The 23,317-nt window shown below is 62.0% G+C and carries 23 protein-coding genes; 19 read left to right on the forward strand and 4 right to left on the reverse strand.

All coding sequences use genetic code 11. The features are described 5' to 3' along the window. Nucleotides 1-149 precede the first annotated feature (149 nt). The 3 genes from LDL28_RS06700 to LDL28_RS06710 are packed head-to-tail and all read right to left on the reverse strand — an operon-like array spanning nucleotide 150 to nucleotide 2,742. Nucleotides 150-299 carry a DUF2474 family protein gene (locus tag LDL28_RS06700; protein ID WP_233057854.1) on the reverse strand — a complete coding sequence of 50 codons (150 nt, stop codon included), beginning with the start codon at nucleotides 297-299 and terminating at the stop codon, nucleotides 150-152. Continuing rightward, complete coding sequence (gene cydB, locus LDL28_RS06705) at nucleotides 286-1,305, reverse strand: cytochrome d ubiquinol oxidase subunit II (RefSeq protein WP_233057855.1); 1,020 nt, start codon at nucleotides 1,303-1,305, stop codon at nucleotides 286-288. Before cydB ends, LDL28_RS06700 begins: the two co-directional genes overlap by 14 nt. Nucleotides 1,306-1,308: 3 nt before the next feature. After that, on the reverse strand, nucleotides 1,309-2,742 hold the full coding sequence (locus tag LDL28_RS06710) for a cytochrome ubiquinol oxidase subunit I (RefSeq protein ID WP_233057856.1): 1,434 nt from the start codon (nucleotides 2,740-2,742) through the stop codon (nucleotides 1,309-1,311). A gap of 333 nt (nucleotides 2,743-3,075) precedes the next feature. Between LDL28_RS06710 and LDL28_RS06715 the strand changes: the two genes are divergently transcribed. The 6 genes from LDL28_RS06715 (at nucleotide 3,076) to LDL28_RS06740 (ending at nucleotide 7,590) form a co-directional block, all read left to right on the forward strand. Further along, nucleotides 3,076-4,104, forward strand: a complete 1,029-nt coding sequence (locus LDL28_RS06715) for a Dyp-type peroxidase (RefSeq protein WP_233057857.1) — start codon at nucleotides 3,076-3,078, stop codon at nucleotides 4,102-4,104. A 1-nt stretch (nucleotide 4,105) separates the two neighbouring features. Then, nucleotides 4,106-4,900, forward strand: a complete 795-nt coding sequence (locus tag LDL28_RS06720) for a family 1 encapsulin nanocompartment shell protein (RefSeq protein WP_233057858.1) — start codon at nucleotides 4,106-4,108, stop codon at nucleotides 4,898-4,900. 98 nt (nucleotides 4,901-4,998) lie between these two features. Next, nucleotides 4,999-5,736 carry a phosphoribosyltransferase gene (locus LDL28_RS06725; protein WP_370636263.1) on the forward strand — a complete coding sequence of 246 codons (738 nt, stop codon included), beginning with the start codon at nucleotides 4,999-5,001 and terminating at the stop codon, nucleotides 5,734-5,736. Continuing rightward, on the forward strand, nucleotides 5,733-6,278 hold the full coding sequence (locus LDL28_RS06730) for an Hsp20/alpha crystallin family protein (RefSeq protein ID WP_233057860.1): 546 nt from the start codon (nucleotides 5,733-5,735) through the stop codon (nucleotides 6,276-6,278). The genes LDL28_RS06725 and LDL28_RS06730 overlap by 4 nt, the downstream gene beginning before the upstream one ends. A gap of 151 nt (nucleotides 6,279-6,429) precedes the next feature. After that, entirely contained in the window at nucleotides 6,430-7,143 is a 714-nt protein-coding gene (locus LDL28_RS06735) for a CBS domain-containing protein (protein WP_233057861.1), read from the forward strand. A 12-nt stretch (nucleotides 7,144-7,155) separates the two neighbouring features. Then, a complete protein-coding gene (locus LDL28_RS06740) occupies nucleotides 7,156-7,590 on the forward strand; it encodes a host attachment protein (protein WP_233057862.1) in 435 nt (144 codons plus the stop codon). Between the two features lie 302 nt (nucleotides 7,591-7,892). Here the strand turns inward: LDL28_RS06740 and LDL28_RS06745 are convergent, their stop codons facing one another. Next, entirely contained in the window at nucleotides 7,893-8,237 is a 345-nt protein-coding gene (locus tag LDL28_RS06745) for a hypothetical protein (RefSeq protein WP_233057863.1), read from the reverse strand. A 541-nt stretch (nucleotides 8,238-8,778) separates the two neighbouring features. Between LDL28_RS06745 and LDL28_RS06750 the strand changes: the two genes are divergently transcribed. The 13 genes from LDL28_RS06750 to LDL28_RS06810 are packed head-to-tail and all read left to right on the forward strand — an operon-like array spanning nucleotide 8,779 to nucleotide 23,283. Then, complete coding sequence (locus LDL28_RS06750) at nucleotides 8,779-9,204, forward strand: NADH-quinone oxidoreductase subunit A (RefSeq protein WP_233057864.1); 426 nt, start codon at nucleotides 8,779-8,781, stop codon at nucleotides 9,202-9,204. Beyond that, on the forward strand, nucleotides 9,201-9,836 hold the full coding sequence (locus LDL28_RS06755; protein WP_233057865.1) for an NADH-quinone oxidoreductase subunit B family protein: 636 nt from the start codon (nucleotides 9,201-9,203) through the stop codon (nucleotides 9,834-9,836). Before LDL28_RS06750 ends, LDL28_RS06755 begins: the two co-directional genes overlap by 4 nt. A gap of 32 nt (nucleotides 9,837-9,868) precedes the next feature. After that, nucleotides 9,869-11,623, forward strand: a complete 1,755-nt coding sequence (gene nuoC, locus LDL28_RS06760; RefSeq protein WP_370636367.1) for an NADH-quinone oxidoreductase subunit C/D — start codon at nucleotides 9,869-9,871, stop codon at nucleotides 11,621-11,623. Further along, nucleotides 11,610-12,098, forward strand: a complete 489-nt coding sequence (gene nuoE / locus LDL28_RS06765; protein ID WP_233057867.1) for an NADH-quinone oxidoreductase subunit NuoE — start codon at nucleotides 11,610-11,612, stop codon at nucleotides 12,096-12,098. Before nuoC ends, nuoE begins: the two co-directional genes overlap by 14 nt. Beyond that, nucleotides 12,098-13,393, forward strand: coding sequence for an NADH-quinone oxidoreductase subunit NuoF (gene nuoF / locus LDL28_RS06770; protein WP_233057868.1), 1,296 nt, complete (start codon nucleotides 12,098-12,100; stop codon nucleotides 13,391-13,393). The genes nuoE and nuoF overlap by 1 nt, the downstream gene beginning before the upstream one ends. Nucleotides 13,394-13,416: 23 nt before the next feature. Further along, on the forward strand, nucleotides 13,417-16,146 hold the full coding sequence (nuoG, locus tag LDL28_RS06775; protein WP_233057869.1) for an NADH-quinone oxidoreductase subunit NuoG: 2,730 nt from the start codon (nucleotides 13,417-13,419) through the stop codon (nucleotides 16,144-16,146). After that, nucleotides 16,143-17,099, forward strand: coding sequence for an NADH-quinone oxidoreductase subunit NuoH (nuoH, locus tag LDL28_RS06780; protein ID WP_233057870.1), 957 nt, complete (start codon nucleotides 16,143-16,145; stop codon nucleotides 17,097-17,099). The genes nuoG and nuoH overlap by 4 nt, the downstream gene beginning before the upstream one ends. Before the next feature lie 25 nt (nucleotides 17,100-17,124). Beyond that, on the forward strand, nucleotides 17,125-17,637 hold the full coding sequence (gene nuoI / locus LDL28_RS06785) for an NADH-quinone oxidoreductase subunit NuoI (protein WP_233057871.1): 513 nt from the start codon (nucleotides 17,125-17,127) through the stop codon (nucleotides 17,635-17,637). Nucleotides 17,638-17,643: 6 nt separating this feature from the next. Continuing rightward, nucleotides 17,644-18,144 carry an NADH-quinone oxidoreductase subunit J gene (gene nuoJ / locus LDL28_RS06790; RefSeq protein WP_233057872.1) on the forward strand — a complete coding sequence of 167 codons (501 nt, stop codon included), beginning with the start codon at nucleotides 17,644-17,646 and terminating at the stop codon, nucleotides 18,142-18,144. Between the two features lies 1 nt (nucleotide 18,145). Next, the gene (nuoK, locus tag LDL28_RS06795; RefSeq protein ID WP_233057873.1) at nucleotides 18,146-18,457 is read left to right on the forward strand and encodes an NADH-quinone oxidoreductase subunit NuoK; all 312 of its coding nucleotides are present in this window, start codon (nucleotides 18,146-18,148) and stop codon (nucleotides 18,455-18,457) included. A gap of 4 nt (nucleotides 18,458-18,461) precedes the next feature. Beyond that, entirely contained in the window at nucleotides 18,462-20,357 is a 1,896-nt protein-coding gene (gene nuoL, locus LDL28_RS06800) for an NADH-quinone oxidoreductase subunit L (protein WP_233057874.1), read from the forward strand. Further along, on the forward strand, nucleotides 20,354-21,841 hold the full coding sequence (locus tag LDL28_RS06805; protein ID WP_233057875.1) for a NuoM family protein: 1,488 nt from the start codon (nucleotides 20,354-20,356) through the stop codon (nucleotides 21,839-21,841). Before nuoL ends, LDL28_RS06805 begins: the two co-directional genes overlap by 4 nt. Next, complete coding sequence (locus LDL28_RS06810) at nucleotides 21,838-23,283, forward strand: NADH-quinone oxidoreductase subunit N (RefSeq protein WP_233057876.1); 1,446 nt, start codon at nucleotides 21,838-21,840, stop codon at nucleotides 23,281-23,283. The genes LDL28_RS06805 and LDL28_RS06810 overlap by 4 nt, the downstream gene beginning before the upstream one ends. Nucleotides 23,284-23,317 lie beyond the last annotated feature (34 nt).

Here is a 23,317-nt window from a genome sequence, read left to right on the forward strand (position 1 = left end):
GACAGTATCCCGCGCCCTTTTGCTTACGAACTATTCAAAAGTTTCCGGGCGCCGCCTTTTTTCCAAAAGGCGGCGTTTCCCGAAGTTTTTTTGGAAAAAATCTTCACCAAAAACTTCCTTATGATTTATCGGGGGTCATAAGCGGTCCCTTATCTGGGAACCAGCAGGTGAAGCAGCGACGCCGCCACGAAAAATGCCGTGGTGCTCAGCGCCCAGATGGCGACAAACCATCCGATCCGCACGCCCAGATGCCGTGGCGCGCCATCTCCCCTTGCATGCATAATATCAATGATAGCCATCTGCTTCCGTCACCTTTCCCCGGAACACACGGTAGGAATAAATGGTATAGGTCAGGATAATCGGCAGCAGGATGACGGTACCGACTAGCTGAAAGAGCTGGCTCGACGGCGGGGATGAGACATCCCACAGTGTCAGCCCCGGCGGCACGGCATATGGCCAGACCGTGATCCCCAGCCCGGAAAGGCACAGGAAGAACCAGCCAAGGGCGCACAGGAACGGCACCCGGCTATGTCCGCGCCGCAACCCCCTGACAAGCAGGCCACCAAGCACGACAACCAGAACCGGCACCGGGGCGACAAGGATGATGTTCGGCCAGTCGGTCCAGCGGCGCAGATAGGGCGCATGCAGCAGCGGGGTCCACAGGCTGACCGCGACAATGCCGCAGAAGAGGCCGACCGCCAGCCATCCGGCCCAACGGCGGCAGGAAGCTTCCAGCACATCGGTCGTACGCCACACCAGCCACGTCGCGCCAAGCAGGGCGTACCCGCACATGACGGATAACCCGCACAGGACACTGAACGGCGTCAGCCAGTCGAGCGGGCTACCCGCGAAAGCGCCTTGGGTAACCGTAACGCCCTGAATGACCCCGCCAAGGATCGCACCCTGACAGAATGCCGCAACGGCCGATCCGGCCATGAAACCGACATCCCACAGCCCTTCATGCGCCCTGCCCCGGGTCATGACACGGAATTCGAATGCGACACCACGAAAGATCAGCGCCAGCAGCATAAGCACGATCGGCAGGTAGAAAGCGGGCAGAAGCGTTGCGTAAGCCCCGGGAAAAACCCCGTAAAGCACCGCGCCACCCAGCACCATCCACGTCTCGTTCCCATCCCACACCGGCGCGATCGTGTTGATCATCACGTCGCGGCGGCCCTCATGGCGTTCCAGCATGAACAGCATGCCGATGCCAAGGTCAAACCCGTCGAGAATGACATAGATGCTGATCGCGGCCACCAGAATCACGGCCCATACAATGGGGAGCCAGTATGCAAAGTCCATCATGGGTCAGGCTCCTTTGCCGGAAGAGGGGTCGATAACCGCCGGGTGCGTATGCGTCGCCAGAATGTCGGAGGCATGCGCGGGGCTGGTGACCGGCTCGCCTTCCTGCGGGGCATGCCCCAGAAGACGGACCAGAATGCCCAGGCCCGATCCGAACACGATCACATACACGACCACGAAGGCCGTTATCGTCACCGCCATGCTGGACAGGACGATGGGCGATACGCTGTCGGACGTTCTCAGCAGGCCATAGACGGTCCATGGCTGACGCCCCACTTCGGTGGTGACCCAGCCGCACAGCAGCGCCAGAAACCCGGCGGGCGCCATGCACACGACCACACGGTGGAAGGCGGGCGTGCGAAACAGAGCGCGCCTGCGCCGCAGCCACAGCGACCAGAACCCGACCAGCGCCATAAGGACACCAAGGCCGACCATGATGCGGAACGAAAAGAAAATGATCTGTGACGGCGGCCGCTGATCGCGCGGAAAGTCCTTCATGCCCGGCACCTTGCCGTCAAGGCTGTGCGTCAGGATCAGCGAACCCGCAAGCGGGATCCCTACAGCGTAATCCGTCCGTTCCGTTTTCATGTTCGGGATGCCGAACAGCAGTTCGGTGGCCCGCCCCCTGCTTTCCCAGTCCCCCTCCATCGCGGCGATCTTGACCGGCTGGTATTTCAGCGTGTTCAGGCCATGGGCGTCACCGGCCAGAATCTGCACGGGCGCGACAATGGCCGCCATCCACATGGCCATGGAAAACATGACCCGGACCGGCTCGCTTGCGATCCTTCCCTCCCGGCGCGCCCTGAGCATATGCCACGCCCCCGTGGCCCCCACGACAAACGCGACGGACAGGAAGGCCGCCAGCCCCATATGGACCAGCCGGAACGGAAAGGACGGGTTGAAAATGATGGCCAGCCAGTCAGCGGGCAGGAAACGCCCCGTGGCCGGGTCTATGGTATAGCCGCGCGGGGTCTGCATCCATGAATTCGACGCCAGAATCCATGTCATGGAAATCAGCGTGCCAACCGAGACGCAGCAGGTCGCGGCAAAATGCAGCCCACGCCCGACCTTGTTCATGCCAAACAGCATGACGCCAAGAAAGCCCGCCTCCAGAAAGAAGGCGGTCATTACCTCATAGGACAGGAGTACGCCGGTGATCGGCCCGGCCTTTCGGGAAAAGACCGCCCAGTTCGTGCCGAATTCATAGGACATGACCAGACCGGACACGACGCCCATGCCAAAGACAACCGAAAACGCCTTGATCCAGTAACGGTACAGGTCAAGAAAAACCTGGCGGTCGGTCTTCAGCCACAGCCCCTCCAGAACGGCGAGATAGGCCGCCAGCCCGATCGAGAAAGCCGGAAAGACAATATGGACGCCTACGGTAAAGGCGAACTGAAAGCGCGCAAGAACCAGCGCAAGATCATGAGCAGTGTACATCTATACTTTCCCAAAGGCGGGACACTGGCGTTTCTGCCGCACGACAGTCATCGGAAATCGATACCGTGGCGCGCTTCCGGCCACGCATGCGCCCGCAACCATATCCTGCCTGCCAGACATGCCCCGACGGTCCACGGTCCTTGCTAGGCTCGCCTGCCGCCATGCGTCCAAGACCTTCTGCTTATAATATTATGCATGCCGGTTATCACCGTGATGGATTTGTGATGGGTCCGGTTATTTTCCTGTATCCGTTACCTTGCCACGAATAATCATGCGCCTATGCTGGACGTCTCTCTATCTTGAGCGAACGCCACCTGCAGGAGTTTCAGTCCGTTGGCCACATCTCAACCCATTGATACGAAACTGACCCAGGCTGCGGTTTTTCTTGTTGCGACCCTCCATACGGACATATCGGCCAGCACGCAGGTCCGGGGGCTGCTGGGGGATCTCTCCTCTCTGGTACGTGGTGTCGGGTTCCGTATCCCCGATGGAAGGTTAAGTTGCATTACCGGCATCGGTTCGAATGCCTGGGATCAACTCTTTGGCACTCCACGCCCCAGCGAACTCCACCCGTTCGAGGAGATCCGGGGCGTGCACCATGCCCCCTCGACCCCAGGCGACCTGCTCTTCCATATCCGCGCGACGCGGATGGACCTGTGTTTCGAACTGGCCACGGCCATCGTCTCCCGACTGGAAGGGGCGGCGGACATCGTGGATGAAGTCCACGGATTCAAATATTTCGACGCGCGCGACCTGCTCGGCTTCGTGGACGGAACCGAGAACCCGTCGGGACAGGTCGCCCTTGAATCCACCATCATCGGGGATGAAGACCCCGCCTTTGCCGGGGGCAGTTATGTCATCGTGCAGAAATACCTGCACGACCTGAAGAAGTGGGACGCCATCCCGACCGAAGTGCAGGAGCACATCATCGGCCGCAGGAAGGTATCGGACATCGAGCTGGCGGACGCGGCCAAGCCCAGCTACGCCCATAACGTCCTCACCAACATCGAGGAAAACGGCCAGCAACTCCAGATCGTGCGCGACAACATGCCTTTTGGCGAAGTCGGCAAGGGTGAGTTCGGCACCTACTTCATCGGGTACGCGCGTTCCCCCGCGCGCACGGAACAGATGCTGCGCAACATGTTCATCGGCAAGCCGCCCGGCAATTACGACAGGCTGCTTGATGTCAGCATCGCTGTTACGGGCGCGCTGTTCTTCATTCCCTCCGCCGAATTCCTGGATAACGCACCGAACCTGCAAACGGACGGACAGCCCGCCGCCCCTGAACCCTCCCCCCTGCAGCAGGTCCCGCAGCCGCATGATGGCTCGCTTGGGATCGGATCATTGAAAAAGGACGCCTGACATGAACAATCTCCACAGACATCTGGCCCCCATTTCCAGCGCCGCCTGGACGCAGATCGAGGAAGAAGCCGCGCGTACCATCCGCCGCCATCTTGCCGGGCGCCGGGTTGTCGATACATCGGAACCCAGGGGAACGGACCTTGCCGGTATCGGCACCGGGCGGGGCACGCAGATCGACGCGCCCGGCGAGGGTATTCATGCCCTGCGCCGTGAAGTCCTGCCGCTGGTGGAACTGCGGGTTCCCTTTACCCTATCACGCCAGGAAATCGATTCCGTGGAACGTGGCGCGCTCGATGCGGACTGGCAGCCGGTCAAGGACGCGGCCCAGAGAATCGCCTTTTCCGAGGATCGCGCCATCTTTAACGGCTATACGGCCGCTGGCATTTCCGGCATCCGCCAAGGCACGTCGAACCCCCACCTGAAACTGCCCGCACAGGCCAGGGATTATCCGCATGTCATAGCCGAGGCCCTGAGCGCGTTGCGTCTGGCCGGGGTGAATGGCCCTTATTCGGTCGTGCTGGGGGCGCAGGCCTATCTGGCCGTCAATAGTGGTGACGAGGATGGATACCCCGTGCGCAGGCACATCGAAAGCATCATCGACGGCAAGCTCATCTGGGCCCCGGCTATCGAGGGGGCCTTTGTCATATCAATGCGCGGCGGGGATCTCGCCCTTGATATCGGGCAGGATTTTTCCATTGGTTATCTGGGGCATTCAGCGGAAACGGTCGAACTCTATCTTCAGGAAAGCTTCGTGTTCCGTGTCCTGACCAGTGAGGCGACCATCGCCATAGATTAAGGCACGCAGCGCCCGCCCGATCAGGTGGGCGCAACTGAACGATACGAACCCACCGCACGTTTCCCGCACGCCTGCCTGCTTTGGGCGCAAGGGAAACAATGCCATTGGACCGTACCGCATCCTTCAGGAACCGGCGGGAAGCAGGGCGTGCGCTGGCGACGGAGCTTGCCCCGCTGGCCGCGTCCCGCCCCGTGGTCCTGGCACTGCCGCGTGGCGGCGTGCCGATCGCATTCGAGGTGGCGAAAGCACTCCATGCCGACATGGATCTGCTGTTCGTACGCAAGATCGGCCTGCCCGGGCATGAGGAATATGGTTTCGGCGCCGTCGTGGACGGTATCGACCCACAGGTCGTTCTTGATGAATCCACAGTACAGAAATTTGGAATTGATGCGCAAACCATCCGGGGCATTGTAAAGCGGCAGCTTTCCGAAATCGAACGCCAGCGCCGCCTGTACGTGGAAAACCGGCAGCTCGCGCCGGTAACCGATCGGGTCGTGATTGTCGTTGATGACGGCATCGCCACGGGCGGCACGATGCAGGCGGCCCTTCGCGCCGTGCGCAAAAACCGGCCGGCCCGGCTTGTGCTGGCCGTGCCTGTCGCGCCATCCGACATCCTTGCGATGCTTGCCAGCGAATGCGATCAGATCGTATGCCTGCTGCAACCGCATCCCTTTTATGCCGTTGGCGCCTATTATCGGAATTTTTCGCAGGTGGAAGATACCGATGTCATCCGCCTTGTCGCGCAAATACATGCAGCGAGAGAACCGGGACAGCACCTTCCCGACCCAAAGCTTCCTGGCGCCGAAAACCATAATGAACAGGAGGAACAACCATGACGGACGTCAACAGGATTCCGCCAAAAACGGAAACCGAAACAGCCACCACTGCCGCCCCTTCTCCTTCCCGGCCGGTATTCGATACCCTGAGGCGGGAACTGGATCGTGTATTCGAGGATTTCCCCTCCACACTATGGCGACGGCCCATATCCGGCTTTGAACGCCTGTGGTCGCCACGGGAGGCCGCGTTCAATATCGTTCCCGCCATCGACGTGGTGGAAAAGGACACCGCCTACACCCTTGTCGCGGAACTGCCGGGAATGGATGAAAAGAACATCGAGCTCAAGGTCTCGGGAAATGTTCTGAGCATTCGCGGTGAAAAATGTGAAGAAAGCACGGAGGAGCAGAAGAATTACCATTATTCGGAACGCCGCTTCGGTTCATTCATGCGCTCGTTCCCGATCCCCGAAGGGGTCGATACGGCCAAAATAGACGCTTCATTCAGTAACGGGCTACTGACGGTCAGCCTGCCCAAAACCCCCGAAGCCCAAAAAGACGAAAAAATCATTCCCGTCAGGCCCGCACAGGCAAAAGAGGAATGATGCCGGGGGTGGGATCCCGCTCTGACCCCGGATAATTTTTACAATACCCGGCACACTGTATTTACCATGATGCGGCCCGACTGAACCATTACTGTTGGCGACGGTCTTCACTTGCGGCTTTTTCAAAAAAAGAAAACAAGGGTGTGTTCTCATGCAAATCAAGAACATCATGACGGCGCCAGCCATCAGCATAGAACCGACCGAAACCATCACGACGGCTCTGCGCCTTATGCTGTCGCATAAGATCAGTGGCCTGCCTGTAGTCACGCCGAACGGACAACTTGTGGGGGTTCTTACGGAAGGGGATCTCATGCGGCGCAGCGAACTGCAGACCGAAAAGAAACCATCATGGATACAGAGCCTGCTCCGATCTTCCGGAAAGCACGCCAGTGAATATGTCCACACCCACGGGCGCAGGGTCAGTGAAATCATGTCGAACGAACCTGTTACGATCTCCCCCGAAGCATCGTTGCACGAAGCCGTTGACATGATGACCCGCCACCATGTGAGACGCCTGCCCGTTGTCAGGAACGAACGACTGGTGGGCGTGGTGTCACGGGCGGACATGCTGCGCGCCCTGCTGCCTGTCATCAGCGATGAACCCAGGACCGTAGCCGATGAAACCATCAAGGAGTCGATCCTGCGTGAATACCGGACCCAGGACAGATGGGCGGGCGGCAACTTTATCAGCGTGGACGTAAAGAACGGGATTGTGGAACTGAATGGCGTGGTTACCGATGAACGCCTTCGCGTTGCGGCGCGCGTCGTGGCGGAAAACGTGCCGGGCGTTGTCTCGGTCATCGACAACATGACCTTTGTGGAGCCGTTCAGCAGCACGGAAATCCCCCCGCCCCTCTTTCCATGAGGACCAAGGAAAATGTTTGCACATCGTAACATCCTGATCGTTATGGCCGATGGCGAACATGCCCGGTTTGTGCAACCGGGTGAAAATCATGCCCTGCATACCGTTGCATCCTTCGATGCCATATCCGCCCATCAACGCACGTCAGATATGGGGCATGACGCGCCGGGGGCGTCCTACCATACAGGTTCCACCGCGCACCATGCCCTCAACCCACATCATGACCCCCATCATATGGCGATGGAGTCATTCGAGAGGTTTGTGGCCGGGCAGGTCAATGAACGGGTGTCTGACAATGAACTCCTGATCATCGCCCTTGCGCGCAGCAGTGCTGAAATCGTCAATCATCTCAGGCCAGGGGTTCGCGCCAGGGTAATTGATATTATAAAAAAAGACCTTATGAAAGTTCCTGATGATAAATTAATGGAACATATAAAGCATATTATTTGATTATTACTTTATTTTGTAATTATTATAAATATAATTGTGAATACTGCACCTGCGCATTCATGCAGCACCTTTTGCAACCAGCATTCCCGTTCAAACCCTTTGTACCGGGCCGCGCATGCGGATCGGGCAGGCATTCAGGCGTCCGCCCTACCCGTGGCGATTCCTGCTGGTCTGTTACAGGCGCATGGCAGACCGGATCAGGCTGGGGCTGATTCCTGGCCCCGTGGCTTCCCGCCCTCCGGGTCGAAATGGTCTTTAAAGATCGAAGCCCTGCCCATCCATTTGGTATGGCTATATATCTGTCAATGGAATGTGATGTTGAAATTGCAGCTTCCGACCTGTTTGGCTACGCATTTTTCTTCGTAGCTGCTAATAATGTTATTGCCCCTGACAGTCAGTATGACGTGGCAGTTCGCGCCTTCTTCTTCAGATGGGTTTAAAAGTACAATCACGTTTCCTTTTCTGGCATAGGAAACATTGGTTACTTCTTCCACACAGGATGATTTATCCATGGAAAGCGTGGCCGTCTGTTCGTTCAGAGCCAGTTGGCCATTCCCACCATCAAAATGTCCCCTGAAAACCTGCGGAGCAGCATGCGCAGTCCCGCCGGCAAGAAGAACACTGACAATGAAGAGCATATATTTCATTTCAAATACCATTAAGACAAACAGGGTGCTTATTACGATATATAGAAAAATCCGTAAACCACTAATGTAAATAACATATATGTGGTATATTCAAAGCATGTTTCCATAAGCCTCACATTACAGCGATCGGCTCTTATACAGCCCATTTTCCTATATCATATCTTATGATTCACCCCTGAAAACACCCCCGCGAACCTTCGACAGCCGGTTGCGCCATCCGCATGGTGCCGCCATGCCCTGCCTGTCAGATGATCCGGCGTGAAGGGATGTAACCGAAAGCCGGAATGGACAGCCCGCATCATGTGACGGGGCAACGGGACCAAAAAAGAAGTCCTTCAGCGCCATCGTGCCGGAACTTCCCTTCCGGCACGGCGTATAGCGATCAACAGGGGTTTCCGGCTTTCCTTACCCTGCCGGAAACCGGCATGGAGCCCATGCTCCCGCACCCTCCGCCATGCCGCGGCCATAACATCAATACTGAAAACCAGTACCCAAGACATCTCCGTACAGAATAAAACGAACATGAACGGAAGGCCCTGTCATGGAAAATGCTTCCGATATCTGGTCCGTGGTCATCTATGCCATTGCCGTAGGGGGCCTTGTTGCGTGCATGCTCGGGCTTTCCGCCGTGACGGGAACTCGACGGACCGGCGCCGCGCGGGGCCGTTCCCTGTCCATGCCTTTTGAATCCGGCATCATCCCGACCGGGTCGGCGCATCTGCGCCTGCCTGTCCAGTATTATCTGCTGGCCATGTTCTTTGTCATATTTGATGTTGAAACCGCTTTTTTATTTGCATGGGGCACGGTCGTTACCGAAACTGGATGGATCGGGTATGGCGCGGCCCTGTTGTTTATTATCTTTCTCGCCATCTCGCTCGCCTATCTGTGGCGGGCGGGCGCACTGGACTGGGGGCCCGCCCCGCGCCTTCGCACGCCCGCGCCCCGTGAAAAGGGAGTGGCGTCATGAACTGGTCCCTTTCTTCCCCCGCCGGCACGCCGGCAGGCCGGACACCCTCCAGCTTTACCGAGACCATACGGCGCAACCTTGTCATGGGGCGATTGCAGGATTTTGTCGCATGGGGGCAGAAGAACTCCATCTGGCCGCTGAATTTCGGGCTGTCGTGCTGCTATGTGGAAATGGCGACGGCGTTCACCAGCCGGTTCGACATTGCCCGCTTCGGGTCCGAAGTGCTGCGCGCCACCCCGCGTGAGGCGGACCTTATTGTCATCTCAGGCACCGTGTTCGTTAAAATGGCCCCGGTCATCCAGCATCTGTACGACCAGATGCTGGAACCGAGATGGGTGATCTCCATGGGCTCATGCGCCAATTCAGGGGGCATGTACGATATTTACAGCGTGGTGCAGGGCGTGGACAGTTTCCTGCCGGTTGATGTGTATGTACCCGGCTGCCCGCCCCGGCCCGAAGCCCTGCTGGAGGGGCTCTTGCTACTCCAGGAATCCATCGGCACGCACCGCCGTCCCTTAAGCTGGATGGTGGGCGGGCAGGGCATGGAATCCGTCACGCCGCCCAGCCTGCGCGATGCGAAACGGGACATGCGCCGGAACATGCGCGATCTCCGCACGCCGGATGGGATCTGACGCCCATGGTCGCGACCCTTTTCCCTTCATGCATGCGGGGCGACACGGGCGGCCTTGTGGAAAGGATTTCCACCCGGCTTTCCCCCCATGGCGTGCTGGCCACCCAGCCGGGGCGTGATGGCGTGTCCACCGTGTGGATTACGGCGGACGACCTCCGCCCCACCCTTGCCGCGCTGAAGGAACATGCCAGCGCATCGCTCATGCTCCTTGACCTGAGCGCCATAGACGAACGCGAACGCACCCACCGCGAGGGACAGCCGCAGGCCGCCTTCACCGTGGTCTATCACCTGATGTCCCTCACCACCCGTACTGATGAAGTGCGCATCAAGGTGCCACTGGGCGCAACCGCCCCCGGCCTTCCCACCATCAGCGACCTGTGGCCCAACGCCAACTGGTACGAACGCGAGGTATGGGATCTGTTCGGCATAAATTTCACGAACCATCCCTTCCTGCGCCGCATCCTCACACCGCCTACATGGACCGGCCACCCCCTGCGCAAGGACCATCATGCCCGCGCCACGGAAATGCCGCCCTACAGCCTGACCGAAGAAGAAGAAACGCACGAGCAGAACGCCCTGCGCTTCGATCCCGCCCGGTGGGGAATGAAGCGGCACAGCGCGCATAGCGATTTCATGTTCCTCAACCTCGGCCCCAATCACCCCAGCGTGCACGGGGTCTTCCGCATCGTGCTGCAACTGGAGGGCGAACGCATTGTCGATGCGGTGCCCGATATCGGCTTTCACCATCGCGGCGCGGAAAAGATGGGCGAACGCCAGTCCTGGCATACCTACATCCCCTATACCGACCGGGTGGACTACCTCGGCGGTGTCATGAACAATTTTCCCTACGTCATGGCGGTCGAGACGCTGGCGGGCATGACCGTGCCACCGCGTGCGCAGATGATCCGCGTCATGCTGGCGGAACTGTTCCGCATCGCCAGTCACCTCGTCTTCTACGGCACGATGGCGCAGGATGTGGGGCAGCTTTCCCCCGTTTTCTACATGTTCACCGACCGGGAGCGCGTGTTCGGGATCATCGAGGCGATATGCGGCTTCCGCATGCACCCGGCCTGGTTCCGCATCGGGGACGTGGCCATGGACCTGCCTGATGGGTGGGACGGACTGGTGCGCGCGTTCCTTGATGACCTGCCAAAACGGCTGGATGAATACGATGCGATGGTCATGCGCAACCCGATCTTTCGCGCCCGGACGCAGGGGGTGGGCGCCTACACCACCACCGAGGCCGTGGAATGGGGCGTAACCGGCCCGGGACTGCGCGCCACGGGGCTGGCATGGGATTACCGCCGCCATGCGCCCTATGCCTGTTACGACCAGCTTGAATTCGACATTCCCACCGGCGCCAGTGGCGACTGTTACGACCGCGTGGCCGTACACGTCGCGGAAATACGCCAGAGCCTGCGCATCATCCGCCAGTGCGTGGACAACATGCCCCCAGGCCCCATCAAGGCGGATCATCCCCTTGTATCCCCCCCGCCCAGGCCCCGGACGATGCATGACATAGAAACCCTGATCCACCACTTCCTCAGCGTAAGCTGGGGGCCGGTCATTCCACCGGGGGAAGCACGCTGCTGCATTGAAGCCACGAAAGGCGTGAACGCCTACACCCTGATCAGCGATGGGGGGACGACTTCCTACCGCACCCGTATCCGCACGCCGTCCTTTGCCCATCTGCAGATGATCCCGCTGCTCGGCCGTGGCGTCATGATCGCGGATCTGATCGCGATTCTGGGCAGCATTGATTTCGTGATGGCCGATGTCGACCGCTGATCCCCTGCCCGCCGCCCTGCGGGCGGATATCGTCGCCCTTGCCGGGGCGGAGCTTCACCCGCGCGGGGCGGCGGTCTCCGCCCTGCGGCTGGTGCAGGAGCATTTCAGATGGATCAGTACGGCGCACCTGCATGAAGTGGCGGACCTGCTGGGCATGTCGGCGGATGATCTGGATGGCGTCGCCACCTATTTCAACCTGCTGTTCCGCAGGCCGGTCGGGCGGCACGTCATCATGCTGTGTGACAGTGTTTCGTGCTGGATGATGGGGCGCGATCCCCTGTGCGCCCATCTGTGCCGGACGCTGGGCATCCAGCCGGGGGAAACCACGGCGGATGACGCCATCACGCTGCTGCCCACGGTGTGCATAGGACATTGCGACCACGCCCCGGCCATGCTGGTGGATGACGCGCTGCATGGGGATGTGGACACCACGACCCTCGACCGCCTGATCGCGGCCCTGAAGGAGCAGCCGTAATGCCGCCTTCCGATCGTCCCCTGACCGCCATGATCGACCCCGCCGCCGGGCCGCCGGACTGCGCGGCCTATGAACGTGGTGGCGGCTGGCAGGCCACGCGCAAGGTAATCGGAACCCTTGCGCCTGCCGATGTCATTGACATCGTGACGCGCTCGAAACTGCGCGGGCGGGGCGGGGCGGGGTTCGGGACCGGGCAGAAATGGAGCTTCGTGCCACGGGAGCCCGCATCCGCGCGCCGCAAATACCTCATCGCCAATGCCGATGAAATGGAACCCGGCACCTTCAAGGACCGCTGGCTCATGGAAGGCAACCCGCTCCAGCTTGTCGAGGGGATGATCATAGCCGCCTACGCCGTGCAGGCCGGGCATGGCATCATTTTCCTGCGTGGGGAATATCACCTGGCCTGCGCACGCCTGCAACAGGCCATAGGCGAAGCCCGGCGGCAGGGCTGGCTGGGGGACAACATCCTGGGCTCCGGCTTCGGTTTCGACATCCACGTCCATTCCAGTGCCGGACGCTACATATGTGGTGAGGAAACTGCCCTGCTGACCGCGCTGGAGGGCCGCCGCGCCACCCCGCGCAGCAAGCCCCCCTTCCCCCAGACCGGCGGGTTATGGGGCGCGCCAAGCGTCGTGAACAATGTCGAGACCCTGAGCAACCTGCCCCACATCATCACCAACGGGGCGGAATGGTTTCTGGCCCTGGGCAGGGGGGAGGATGGCGGCACCAAGATCTATGGCGTGAGCGGCCGGGTCCGGCGGCCGGGAGCATGGGAACTGCCCATGGGCACGCCACTGCGCCAGATTATCGAGGAATGCGCCGGTGGCATGCGCCCCGGCTACGGGCTGCGCGCGCTGCTGCCCGGTGGGGCCTCCACCGCGTTCGTGGATACGACGGCGCTGGATGTGCCCATGGATTATGGCGCGATGGAAAAAGCCGGAAGCCGCCTTGGAACCGGCATGGCCATTATCCTGGATGACCGCACCTGTCCCGTCGGCATGCTTCACAATCTGGAACATTTCTTTGCACAGGAATCCTGCGGGTGGTGCACGCCCTGCCGGGATGGGCTGCCATGGGTGGAGCGTCTTCTGGCCGCGATCGAAGCCGGCACGGGTACGCACGAAGATATTGAACAGCTAGGTCGCCATACCCGCATGCTGGGGCCGCCGGGGCGGACCTTCTGCGCGCATGCCCCCGGGGCCATGGCGCCGCTGGCCAGCGGGCTGAAGCTTTTCGCGCGGGATTTCGCCGCCCATATCGCCCAAGGGCGCTGCCCGCTGCGCCACGCCGCCTGAATGCCGCCCGGGGGAACGCGATCATGACCAGCATCCGCATCGATGGAAGGGACCACCCCACCCGTTCCGGCATCAACCTGTTACAGGCCTGCCTGGAAGCAGGAGAGGCGCTGCCCTATTTCTGCTGGCATCCCGAACTTGGTTCCGTCGGGGCGTGCCGCCAGTGCGCGATCCGGCAGTTCAGTGGTCCCGACGACACGACAGGCCGTATCGTGATGGCCTGCATGACCCCCGTGAGCGATGGCGCCATCGTGTCGATCGCGGATGACGAGGCCCGGGAATTCCGCGCGGGCGTGATCGAATGGATGATGGTCAACCATCCGCATGACTGCCCGGTCTGTGAAGAAGGCGGCGAATGCCACCTGCAGGACATGACCGTGATGACCGGGCACAATATCCGCCGCTACCGCTTCACCAAGCGCACCCATCGCAACCAGGACCTTGGCCCGTTCGTGAAGCATGAAATGAACCGCTGCATCGCCTGTTACCGCTGCGTGCGGTTCTACCGCGACTATGCGGGCGGAGACGATCTGGCGGCCTTCGCATCGCATGACAACGTCTATTTCGGGCGGGCGGGCGATGGGACGCTGCAAAACACCTTCAGCGGCAATCTGGTGGAAATCTGCCCTACCGGCGTGTTTACCGACAAACCCTTCTCCGCCATCTATACCCGCAAATGGGACATGCGCGGCGCGCCCTCCGTATGCGTGCATTGCGCGGTGGGCTGCAACACCATCGTCAATGCGCGTGAGGAAACCCTCCGCCGCGTTCTCAACCGCTACCATGCCGACGTCAACCGCTACCTCCTGTGCGACCGGGGGCGGTTCGGGCACGGCTTTGTCAATGCCGGCTCACGCATCCGCACGGCCATGCACACCATTGCGGGACAGTCCGCCTGCATGCCCGTGGCCGATGCGCTGGCGGCGTTCGCGCGCATGGCGGCGCAGGGGCCGATGGTGGGCATAGCCTCGCCCCGCGCCGCGCTGGAAACCTGCTTCAGCCTGCATGCGTTCGTGGGGCCGCAGAATTTCTGCACCGGCCTGACGCAGCAGGAGCAGGTATGTACGGAACTGGTCCATACCCTGCTGCGCGGGCATCCAGGCCCCGTTCCCACCCTGCACGACATGGAAAGTGCCGACGCCGTTCTGGTACTGGGCGAGGATGTATGCGCCACCGCCCCCCGGCTTGGCCTCAGCCTGCGCCAGTCCGTCCGGCAGGCTTCCTTTCACGCCGCCGATGCGGCCAGGGTTCCACGCTGGATGGATGCGGCGGTGCGCACTCTGGGGTGCGACTGCCCCTCCGGCCTGTATGTCATGACCCCCGCCCCGACCGATCTGGATGACGTGGCGGCACGGAGCTTTCGCGCTGCCCCCGATGATATCGCGCGCCTTGGCTTCGCCATCGCCCACCTGATCGACCCATCCGCCCCGGCGGTGACAGGACTGGCGGAGGAAGAAAGCCTGCTGGCGGAACATATCGCGGCCACGCTCATGGCGGCGCAAAAGCCCGTTATCGTATCGGGCATGCATTATGGCGCGCCCGCGCTGTTGCACGCGGCGGCCGGTATCGCAGCCGCCCTTGCGCGGCGCGGGCCGCCAGCCGGACTGTCGCTGGTACTGCCGGAATGCAACAGCATGGGGCTGGCCATGCTTGGCGGCCTGTCGCTCGATGCAGTGGTGGAACGGGCGAAGGCGGGGGAAATTGCCACCCTCGTCATTGCGGAGAATGACCTGACCCGTCACCTGCACCCGGCGGCGGTGGCCGAACTCGTGGCTTCCGTGCCGAATATCGTCATTATGGACCATACGCTCACGCCGCTCTGCCAGCATGCGGGCCTTGTGCTGCCCGTCGCCGCCTTTAGCGAGTACAGCGGCACGCTGGTCAGCCACGAAGGCCGGGCGCAACGTTTTTTCCAGGCGGTTTTCCCGGCCGCTCCCCTACAGGCGGGCTGGCGCTGGGTGCAGGCCCTTGCCCGCAGCACGGCGCAACCCCAGCCAGCGGGGCTGACCGACTGGCAGTGCCTTGATGATGTCATTGCCGCATTGGGCCGGGCGTTTCCCGCCCTTGCCGCCACCGTAAACGCGGCCCCCGGCGCCGATTACCGCCTGGATGGCCAGAAACTGCGCAGCCAGACCTACCGCGCCAGCGGGCGCACCGTGATCCGGTCCTACATAAGCGTGCATGACCAGCCGCCGCCCGCCAGCCCGGACACACCCTTCAGCAGTTCGATGGAAGGGGCTTACGGCCCGGACATGCCTGCCCCGCTGGTGCCGGGGTATCAGGTGCCATCATGGAACTCGGTGCAGGCGCTCAACCGCTTCCAGGGCGAAATCGGGGGCGCGCTGCGTGGCGGGGAATCCGGTATCCGGCTGTTTCCCGCAACCGGGCGCGACGGCGCCCCGGATGCGCCCTATCCCTACAGCACCGACATTCCACCCCCGTTTGTGGCGCGTGAAGACAGCGTGTTGGTACTTCCCGATGCGCGCGTGTTTGGCAGCGAGGAACTGAGCATGCTCTCCCCCCCCGTCGCGGCCCGCGCATCCGCCCCCACCCTGCGCGTGCCCGTGGGGTTCGCCCCGGCCACCCACATGACACTCCATCTGGAGGACGGGGCGCATGTCCTGCCTGTCGAACCTCTCCCCGGACTGCCCCCCGGCCTTGTGCTGTGCCCGGCCCACATGGTGGCGCGCGCCTTTCGCTTTCCCCGTCGGGCGCAACTGGACGGCGCGGTCGGGGCGGGAGGCGGGTCATGACACGGCTGTCCCTGTTGCCCATCATTCTTGCGCCGCTTGCGCTCCTTGGCCTTTCCACCCTGCTGACATGGGTCGAGCGGCGGCTGCTCGGGTTATGGCAGGATCGTCATGGCCCCAACCGCGTGGGGCCGGGCGGGCTGTTCCAGGCCGTGGCGGATGGCGTCAAGATCCTGTTCAAGCAGGACTGGGTGCCCCCATTCGCGGACAGGGGCGTGTTCATCCTCGCCCCCACCATCGGCATGATGACGGTGCTGCTGTCCTTTGCCGTCATTCCCGTAACATCCGTGGCGGGCATCGCGGGCGGGCTGAATGTGGGGCTGCTGTTCATCGTCGCCATGATGGGGCTGGGGGTTTACGCCGTTGTCCTGGCCGGGTGGGCGTCCAACAGCAAATATGCGCTGCTGGGCGGTATGCGGGCGGCGGCGCAGATGATCAGCTACGAAGTCTTCATGGGGATTTCCCTGCTGGGCGTGGTCATGGCCGCCGGTTCCTTCAACCTGCGCGCGATCGTGGCCGCGCAGGCGGGCATGTGGTTCATCATCCCGCAATGCCTCGGGTTTGGCGTGTTCGTACTTGCCGGCATTGCGGAGACACACCGGCTGCCCTTCGACCTGCCCGAAGGTGAAAACGAACTGGGGGCAGGCTTTCACACCGAATATTCGGGCATGAAGTTCGGCATGTTCTTTCTGGCCGAATATGCCGGGATCGTTCTGGTCTCGGCCCTTGTCACCACGCTCTATCTGGGAGGATGGCAGGGGCCGGTACTGCCCGCCGCCCTGTGGTTCACGCTCAAGGCGGGCGGCATGGTGGCGTTTTTCATCCTGCTGCGCGCGGCCCTGCCCCGCCCGCGCTACGACCAGTTGATGGCGCTGGGGTGGAAAGTCCTGCTGCCGCTCTCGCTCCTCAATGTCATGGCGACCGGAACTCTCATGATGCTGCGCGCAGCCCCCTGACGCGCCCACCGCAAAGGCATGCCCCATGCTTGATACCCTGCGCACCGTGCTGCTGACCTTCCTCCATGCATTCCACCGGCGCGCGACCGTGCGCTATCCGGAGGAGCAGCCCTACCTGCCCCCGCGTTACCGGGGGCGGATCATCCTTTCACGCGATCCCGATGGCGCGGAACGCTGCGTTGCGTGCAACCTGTGCGCCGTCGCCTGCCCGGTGGACTGTATCAGCCTGCAGAAGACGGAGGCGGAGGGGCGGTGGTATCCGCAATATTTCCGGATCAATTTCTCCCGCTGCATATTCTGCGGCTTCTGCGAGGAAGCCTGCCCCACCTACGCCATCCAACTCACGCCCGATTTCGAGATGGGCGAATACGCCCGCCCCAACCTTGTATATGAAAAGGAAGACCTGCTGATCAGCGGCACCGGGAAGTATCCCGGCTACAGTTTCTACCATGTCGCCGGCATTCCCGTGCCCGGCAAGGACCGGGGCGCATCCGAACACGAGCGCCCCCCGGTCGACCTGCACTCCCTGCTGCCGTAGCGCGCCATGCATGCCCTGGCCCTCTTTTCCGCCGGTATGACGCTTGTGGGGGCCATCATGGTCATCACGCGGCGGGTGGCCGTGCATGCCCTGCTCTATCTGGTCGTGACGCTGCTGGCGCTGGCGGTGGTGCTGGCCCTGCTGGGTGCTGCGTTCGCGGCGGTGCTGGAAGTCATCATCTACGCGGGCGCCATCATGGTGCTGTTCGTGTTCGTGATCATGATGCTCAACATGGGCCAGCCCGACACCGCGCGGGAGAAGGAATGGCTCAGGCCGCGCGCGTGGCTTGGGCCGGGGGTGCTTGCGGCCTTTCTGTGCGGGGGGCTTCTCACCACCATCGACCCCTTTTCCGGCCCTGCTTGGCCCCTTTCTCCCATCGGGGCGCATGATGTGGGACTGAGCCTGTTCGGGCGCTACGTGCTGATGGTCGAACTGGCGTCATTCCTTCTTCTTGCCGGTCTCGTCTCGGCCTTTCACATCGGGCGCAACCGCATGGAGGACCGCTGACATGCCTGCCCTTTCCCTTGGTGAAAGCCTGTTCCTGGCCAGCGTGCTCTTTTCGGTGGGGCTTGCCGGGGTGCTGGTGCGGCGCAACCTCGTGTTCATGCTGATGTCACTCGACATCATGCTCAATGCCACGGCCCTGCTTTTCGTCGCCGCGGGCGCGCGCTGGCATGATGCATCGGGGCAGGTGATGTTCCTCATGATTCTGGCGCTCGCCGCCGTGGAAACGGCGGTGGGGCTTGCCATCATACTCTGCCTGCATGCCCGTGGCCGCCCCACGCTCGACGCCGATACCGGCAACCTTCTGCAAGGATAGGATCATGGCCGCCCCTTTCCTTCCCCTGCTTGTTCTGTGCCCGCTTGCGGCCTCCCTCATCGTATTCGTGTCCGCCGGGCGGCTGTCCGCGCGTGGGGTGGGGTGGGTGGCGTGTGGCGGCGTGGGGCTTGGCGCCTTTCTCAGCATCGTACTGGCGGCCGGGCTCGTATCGGGACCGCAGGACGGGGTCGTGCGCGCCAACCTGTGGGAATGGATGCATGTGACCGGTTTTTCAGCGGATATCGCCTTCATGCTGGACCGGCTCTCGCTGGTCATGATCCTTGTCGTCACGGTCGTGGGCCTGCTGATCCATGTCTATGCCGCGCGGTACATGGCAGGGGATCCGGGCATTGCGCGCTTCTTCGGGTGCATGACCCTGTTCGTGGCCGCCATGCTTGTGCTGGTGCTGGCTTCCGACCTGCTGTGCCTGTTCATCGGGTGGGAAGGGGTGGGGCTGTGTTCCTACCTGCTCATCGGGTTCTGGTATGACAACCCGGCCAATACGGCAGCCGCACGCAAGGCCTTCTTCATGACCCGCATCGGGGATACCGCGATGCTGTGCGGCCTGCTGCTGCTGGCCACCGTAACCGGCACGCTGCGGATCGGGTCCGTGCTGGCGGCCACCATGGCGGGTCAGGTGCCACAGCCCGCCCTTGCCGCGGCGGCGGTGTTCGTGCTTGTCGGCGCATTGGCCAAATCGGCCCAGATCCCGTTCCAGACATGGCTGCCCGACGCCATGGCCGGGCCGACGCCCACTTCGGCCCTGATCCATGCCGCCACCATGGTGACGGCGGGGGTCTACCTGCTTGCGCGGCTGCATGTCCTGTTCGCGGCTGTCCCGGCGGTCATGGCGCTTGTGGCCGTGATCGGAACGCTCACACTTCTCATGGCGGCATGCACGGCGCTGGTGCAGTCCGATCTCAAGCGTATTCTTGCATGGTCCACCATCAGCCAGCTTGGCTACATGTTTCTCGCGCTGGGGTGCGGGGCGTGGCAGGCCGCGCTCTTTCACCTGATGACCCATGCCTTTTTCAAGGCGCTGCTCTTTCTCGCGGCGGGTGCGCTCATCATGCGCGTCGATCATGAACAGGATATTTTCCGCATGGGGGGGCTGCGCCGCACTTTGCCGGGTATTACCGCCGCCTTCGTGGCCGGGGCATCCGCGCTGGCGGGGCTGCCACTGGTCACGGCGGGCTTCTACAGCAAGGAAATGATCCTGAGCGGCGTGTGGCACGCCCGGCTTGAGCTTACGCCCCATATCATCGTGTCCGGACGCATCATGTGGGGGATGGGACTGCTGGGCGCTTTCCTGACCACGCTTTACATCTTCCGCTGCGTTTTCATCGTCTTTTTTGGGGATGCGAAAACCGCCGTCACCAGCCGGACACCCGGGCTCATGGCTGTTCCGCTTGCCTGTCTCTCCTTCCTCAGCGTGTTTGGCGGGGTTATTGAAATGCCCGATACCATTGCACCCGTTCATCTGTTTACAGCACTGCTTTCTCCCGGCGCACCCCCTTCACCCGCGCACGAACCTGCATGGCTTGTGCTGGCGGGGGCGGTCGTTCCCCTTGGCGGTCTTGCGGTGGCATGGGTGCTGTGGGGGCGCGTCTCTCCCATCATGCGCGAAATGCCGGGACAGGCCGCCATTATCCGCCTTGCCCGAACCGGGCGGGGCATGGATGTGCTGTATGACCGCCTGTTGGTGCAGCCACTGCGCCTGCTGGTCTGGCTTGCACACATAAGAAAGGACCTGCTCGACACGGTGGCCGCGCGAACGGTCATGATGACGCGCGAAGGAAGTCGCCTTCTGGCCTGGGTGCAAAATGGCCGCGTGCGCTGGTACGCGGCGTGGGTTGCGGGCGGGCTGTGCGCGGCATTCGCGGCGGTGATGCTGTCATGAGCCCGCTTCCCGCACTGGTGATGCTGCCGATCCTGGGTGGGGGTGTAGCATGGCTGGCTGACCGCCCACGCCCGGGCGCGGCGTGGCGGATCGCGCTTTTGACCCTGGTGCTGGAAACAGTGCTGCTGCTGGTCACGACTTTCGCCCATCCCACCCATGCGGGACCATGGCGGGAACATTTTTCCATGCCCTGGATCCCGGCGCTGGGAATTGCCATCCGGCTTGACATGGACGGGCTTTCGCTTTCGCTGATCTGGCTGTCCCTTATCCTGTGCTTTCCGTGCGTGTTCCTTGCCACACGCCAGGTCACGGGCAATACGGGGGCGTTCCATTTTACCATGTTCGCGGCGCTTACGGGTATTATCGGGACGTTCCTTGCGACCGATCTTTTCGTGTTCTTCTTTTTCTGGGAACTGATGCTGGTGCCGATGTTCGTCCTGATCGCCGCATGGGGGCATGAGGACAGGCAGCGCGCCGCCATGAAATTCTTCCTGTTCACGCAGGGCAGCGGACTGCTCATGCTGCTGTCCATCCTTGGTCTTGTCACCGCGCATTACCGTGCGACCGGGGTGCTGACATTCGACTATTTCACGCTGGCCGCGACACCGCTGTCCCCCGGCCTGTCCATGCTGCTCATGATGGGGTTCTTCATCGCCTTCGCCGTCAAGCTTCCCGTCGTGCCGGTCCATGTCTGGTTGCCCGACGCCCATACGCAGGCCCCCACGGCGGCGAGCGTGCTGCTGGCGGGCATCCTGCTCAAGACCGGCGGCTATGGCATGATCCGGTTCAATGTCATGCTCTTTCCCGATGCGGCCACCCGTTTCGCCCCGGTGGCCATGGGACTGGGCGTGGCCGGGATCCTTTATGGCGCGTGGCTGTCCTGCGCGCAGGATGATGTCAAACGCCTGATCGCCTATAGCAGCATCAGCCATCTGGGTTTTGTGCTGCTTGGCATCTTTACCGGTTCGCGCATGGGCATGCTGGGCGCAATTGTGCAGATGCTGGCGCATGGCCTGAGCACGGGCGCGCTTTTCCTGATTGCCGGTTCCATTCAGGACCGCCTGCACACGCGCGACATGTACCGCATTGGCGGGTTGTGGGGGGCCATGCCGCGCCTGTCCAGCATGGGGCTGTTTTTTGCGGTGGCCTCACTCGGCATGCCGGGACTAGGGAATTTCGCCGGGGAATTCCTTGTCCTGCTCGCGACGTGGCATGTCAGCCCGCCCATTGCGGTACTGGCTTCCACCGGGCTGGTTCTGGCCGCCATCTACGCGTTGCGGATGGTCAATCGCATTTTCCTGGCCCCGCCGCAGGCCAGCCTGCCCCCCGTAACGGACCTTGCCGCAGGGCAGGTGACGATTTTCGGCTGCATCATGGCTTTTCTGGTGGTGCTTGGCCTTTATCCGCAACCCTTCATGACGTTTGCCTCCCCCTCTCCCCTGTCCATTGCGGCGGCAAGCAGCCGGGGGGAGGCTGCGCCATGATCGTGCATGACCTGTTTCTGCCCCTTCCCCTGCCCGTGCTCTCGGCGGGGATCATGCTCATGCTGGCGGACATGGCGTGGCGGCGTTCGGTTGCGCGCGGCCTTTCGCTTGGGCTCGTCACGTTACTGGCCGCCCTTGCCACGGTGACCTGTCATGTCGGCGCATTGCCCCATGACGGGGCGGGGCTGTTCGTTCAGGACCGCTGGACAGCCTGCACGGGCCTGCTGGTCCTGTTCTCCGCGCTATGTATCCTTCTCATGTCATGGCGTGATGTGGCATGCGGGAAAATGTGCCCGGGGGGGGAATATTCCCTGCTGCTGGTGTTAGCCACGCTTGGCGCGACCGCCATGGTGTTCAGCGCGAACTACATCCCCTTTTTCCTGGGGCTGGAAATAGTGGGCATGTCCCTTCTGGGGCTTCTGGCCTTTCGCCATCATCACTTCATGCAGGCCTGTGAAGCGGCGATGAAATACCTCATCCTTTCGGGCCTGTCTTCGGCTATCCTGCTTTTTGGCATGGGTCTGGCCTACGCCTGCACGGGTTCGCTGCGGTTTGCCCCGCCCGTCCCGGTCGAGGGCATGCCCCCCGCCATGGCGATGGTCGCGACGGTCATGATCCTTGTCGGTATGTTCTTCAAACTTTCGGCCGTTCCGTTCCATATGTGGCTTCCGGACGTTATGGAAGGCGCGCCGGTTCCCGTGGCGGCTTTCATTGCCGTTGTCTCGAAAATTGCCATGTTCAGCGCATTTGTGCGGTATTTCGGGGCGGGGGCTGTGCCCCCCTTCCTCAACAGCGTGCTGAGCGCCGTTATTATCCTGACCATTCTCGGCGGGAACCTGCTGGCGCTGCGCCAGGGCAGCCTGATGCGCCTTATGGCCTGTTCGTCGATTGCGCATGTGGGCTATCTTCTCATCGCCTTCTTTTCCCCCGGGCCGCTGCAATCGGGCGCCATCACGGTCTATCTGGTCGCCTACACGGTCAGCACGCTGGGCGTATTCGCCATCATGAGTGCATTTGCACCCCCCACGGGCCCCGACGGGACTGCCCTTGCGGACTGGAGGGGAGTGTTCTCCACCCGCCCGTTTCTGGCCACGGCCATGTCGCTCATGCTGCTTTCGCTTGCGGGTATTCCGCCCGGCATCGGTTTTTTTGCGAAATTCGAGATCGCGGCAACCGGCGTTGAACACCAGCGCGACCTGCTGCTGTGCGTTCTCGTGGCCGGAAGCGTGATCGGGCTGTATTATTACCTGAACATCATCCGGATCATGATCGGCGCGACGACTTCGCCCCGCGCGAACATGGGCAGGCGCACGCAACCGGAACTGACTGCGCTGATCATCGTTCTGAGCATGATCGTGGTTATTGGAGGGCTCTTTCCCGCCCGTATCATCCAGCCGCTTCTTCTGCCCCCCTCCGGCGGTACCATGCGGCCCGGTGAATGAGGGTCTCCCGCATATGGCCCCTGCGGGTTCCCGC

This window comes from Komagataeibacter sp. FNDCR2, from assembly GCF_021295395.1.
Taxonomy (GTDB): Bacteria; Pseudomonadota; Alphaproteobacteria; order Acetobacterales; family Acetobacteraceae; genus Komagataeibacter.

Excerpts from the sequence above, each read along its gene's own strand:
- nuoL (WP_233057874.1), top strand. The coding sequence starts at position 18,462 with ATGGCCGCCCCTTTCCTTCCCCTGCTTGTTCTGTGCCCGCTTGCGGCC.
- nuoF (WP_233057868.1), top strand. The coding sequence starts at position 12,098 with ATGCCGCCTTCCGATCGTCCCCTGACCGCCATGATCGACCCCGCCGCC.
- nuoI (WP_233057871.1), top strand. The coding sequence starts at position 17,125 with ATGCTTGATACCCTGCGCACCGTGCTGCTGACCTTCCTCCATGCATTC.
- LDL28_RS06730 (WP_233057860.1), top strand. The coding sequence starts at position 5,733 with ATGACGGACGTCAACAGGATTCCGCCAAAAACGGAAACCGAAACAGCC.
- LDL28_RS06740 (WP_233057862.1), top strand. The coding sequence starts at position 7,156 with ATGTTTGCACATCGTAACATCCTGATCGTTATGGCCGATGGCGAACAT.
- nuoK (WP_233057873.1), top strand. The coding sequence starts at position 18,146 with ATGCCTGCCCTTTCCCTTGGTGAAAGCCTGTTCCTGGCCAGCGTGCTC.
- LDL28_RS06720 (WP_233057858.1), top strand. The coding sequence starts at position 4,106 with ATGAACAATCTCCACAGACATCTGGCCCCCATTTCCAGCGCCGCCTGG.
- cydB (WP_233057855.1), bottom strand. The coding sequence starts at position 1,305 with ATGATGGACTTTGCATACTGGCTCCCCATTGTATGGGCCGTGATTCTG.
- LDL28_RS06745 (WP_233057863.1), bottom strand. The coding sequence starts at position 8,237 with ATGAAATATATGCTCTTCATTGTCAGTGTTCTTCTTGCCGGCGGGACT.
- nuoG (WP_233057869.1), top strand. The coding sequence starts at position 13,417 with ATGACCAGCATCCGCATCGATGGAAGGGACCACCCCACCCGTTCCGGC.
- LDL28_RS06735 (WP_233057861.1), top strand. The coding sequence starts at position 6,430 with ATGCAAATCAAGAACATCATGACGGCGCCAGCCATCAGCATAGAACCG.
- LDL28_RS06805 (WP_233057875.1), top strand. The coding sequence starts at position 20,354 with ATGAGCCCGCTTCCCGCACTGGTGATGCTGCCGATCCTGGGTGGGGGT.
- nuoE (WP_233057867.1), top strand. The coding sequence starts at position 11,610 with ATGTCGACCGCTGATCCCCTGCCCGCCGCCCTGCGGGCGGATATCGTC.
- nuoC (WP_370636367.1), top strand. The coding sequence starts at position 9,869 with ATGCGGGGCGACACGGGCGGCCTTGTGGAAAGGATTTCCACCCGGCTT.
- LDL28_RS06725 (WP_370636263.1), top strand. The coding sequence starts at position 4,999 with ATGCCATTGGACCGTACCGCATCCTTCAGGAACCGGCGGGAAGCAGGG.
- LDL28_RS06810 (WP_233057876.1), top strand. The coding sequence starts at position 21,838 with ATGATCGTGCATGACCTGTTTCTGCCCCTTCCCCTGCCCGTGCTCTCG.
- nuoJ (WP_233057872.1), top strand. The coding sequence starts at position 17,644 with ATGCATGCCCTGGCCCTCTTTTCCGCCGGTATGACGCTTGTGGGGGCC.
- LDL28_RS06755 (WP_233057865.1), top strand. The coding sequence starts at position 9,201 with ATGAACTGGTCCCTTTCTTCCCCCGCCGGCACGCCGGCAGGCCGGACA.
- LDL28_RS06750 (WP_233057864.1), top strand. The coding sequence starts at position 8,779 with ATGGAAAATGCTTCCGATATCTGGTCCGTGGTCATCTATGCCATTGCC.
- LDL28_RS06710 (WP_233057856.1), bottom strand. The coding sequence starts at position 2,742 with ATGTACACTGCTCATGATCTTGCGCTGGTTCTTGCGCGCTTTCAGTTC.
- nuoH (WP_233057870.1), top strand. The coding sequence starts at position 16,143 with ATGACACGGCTGTCCCTGTTGCCCATCATTCTTGCGCCGCTTGCGCTC.
- LDL28_RS06700 (WP_233057854.1), bottom strand. The coding sequence starts at position 299 with ATGGCTATCATTGATATTATGCATGCAAGGGGAGATGGCGCGCCACGG.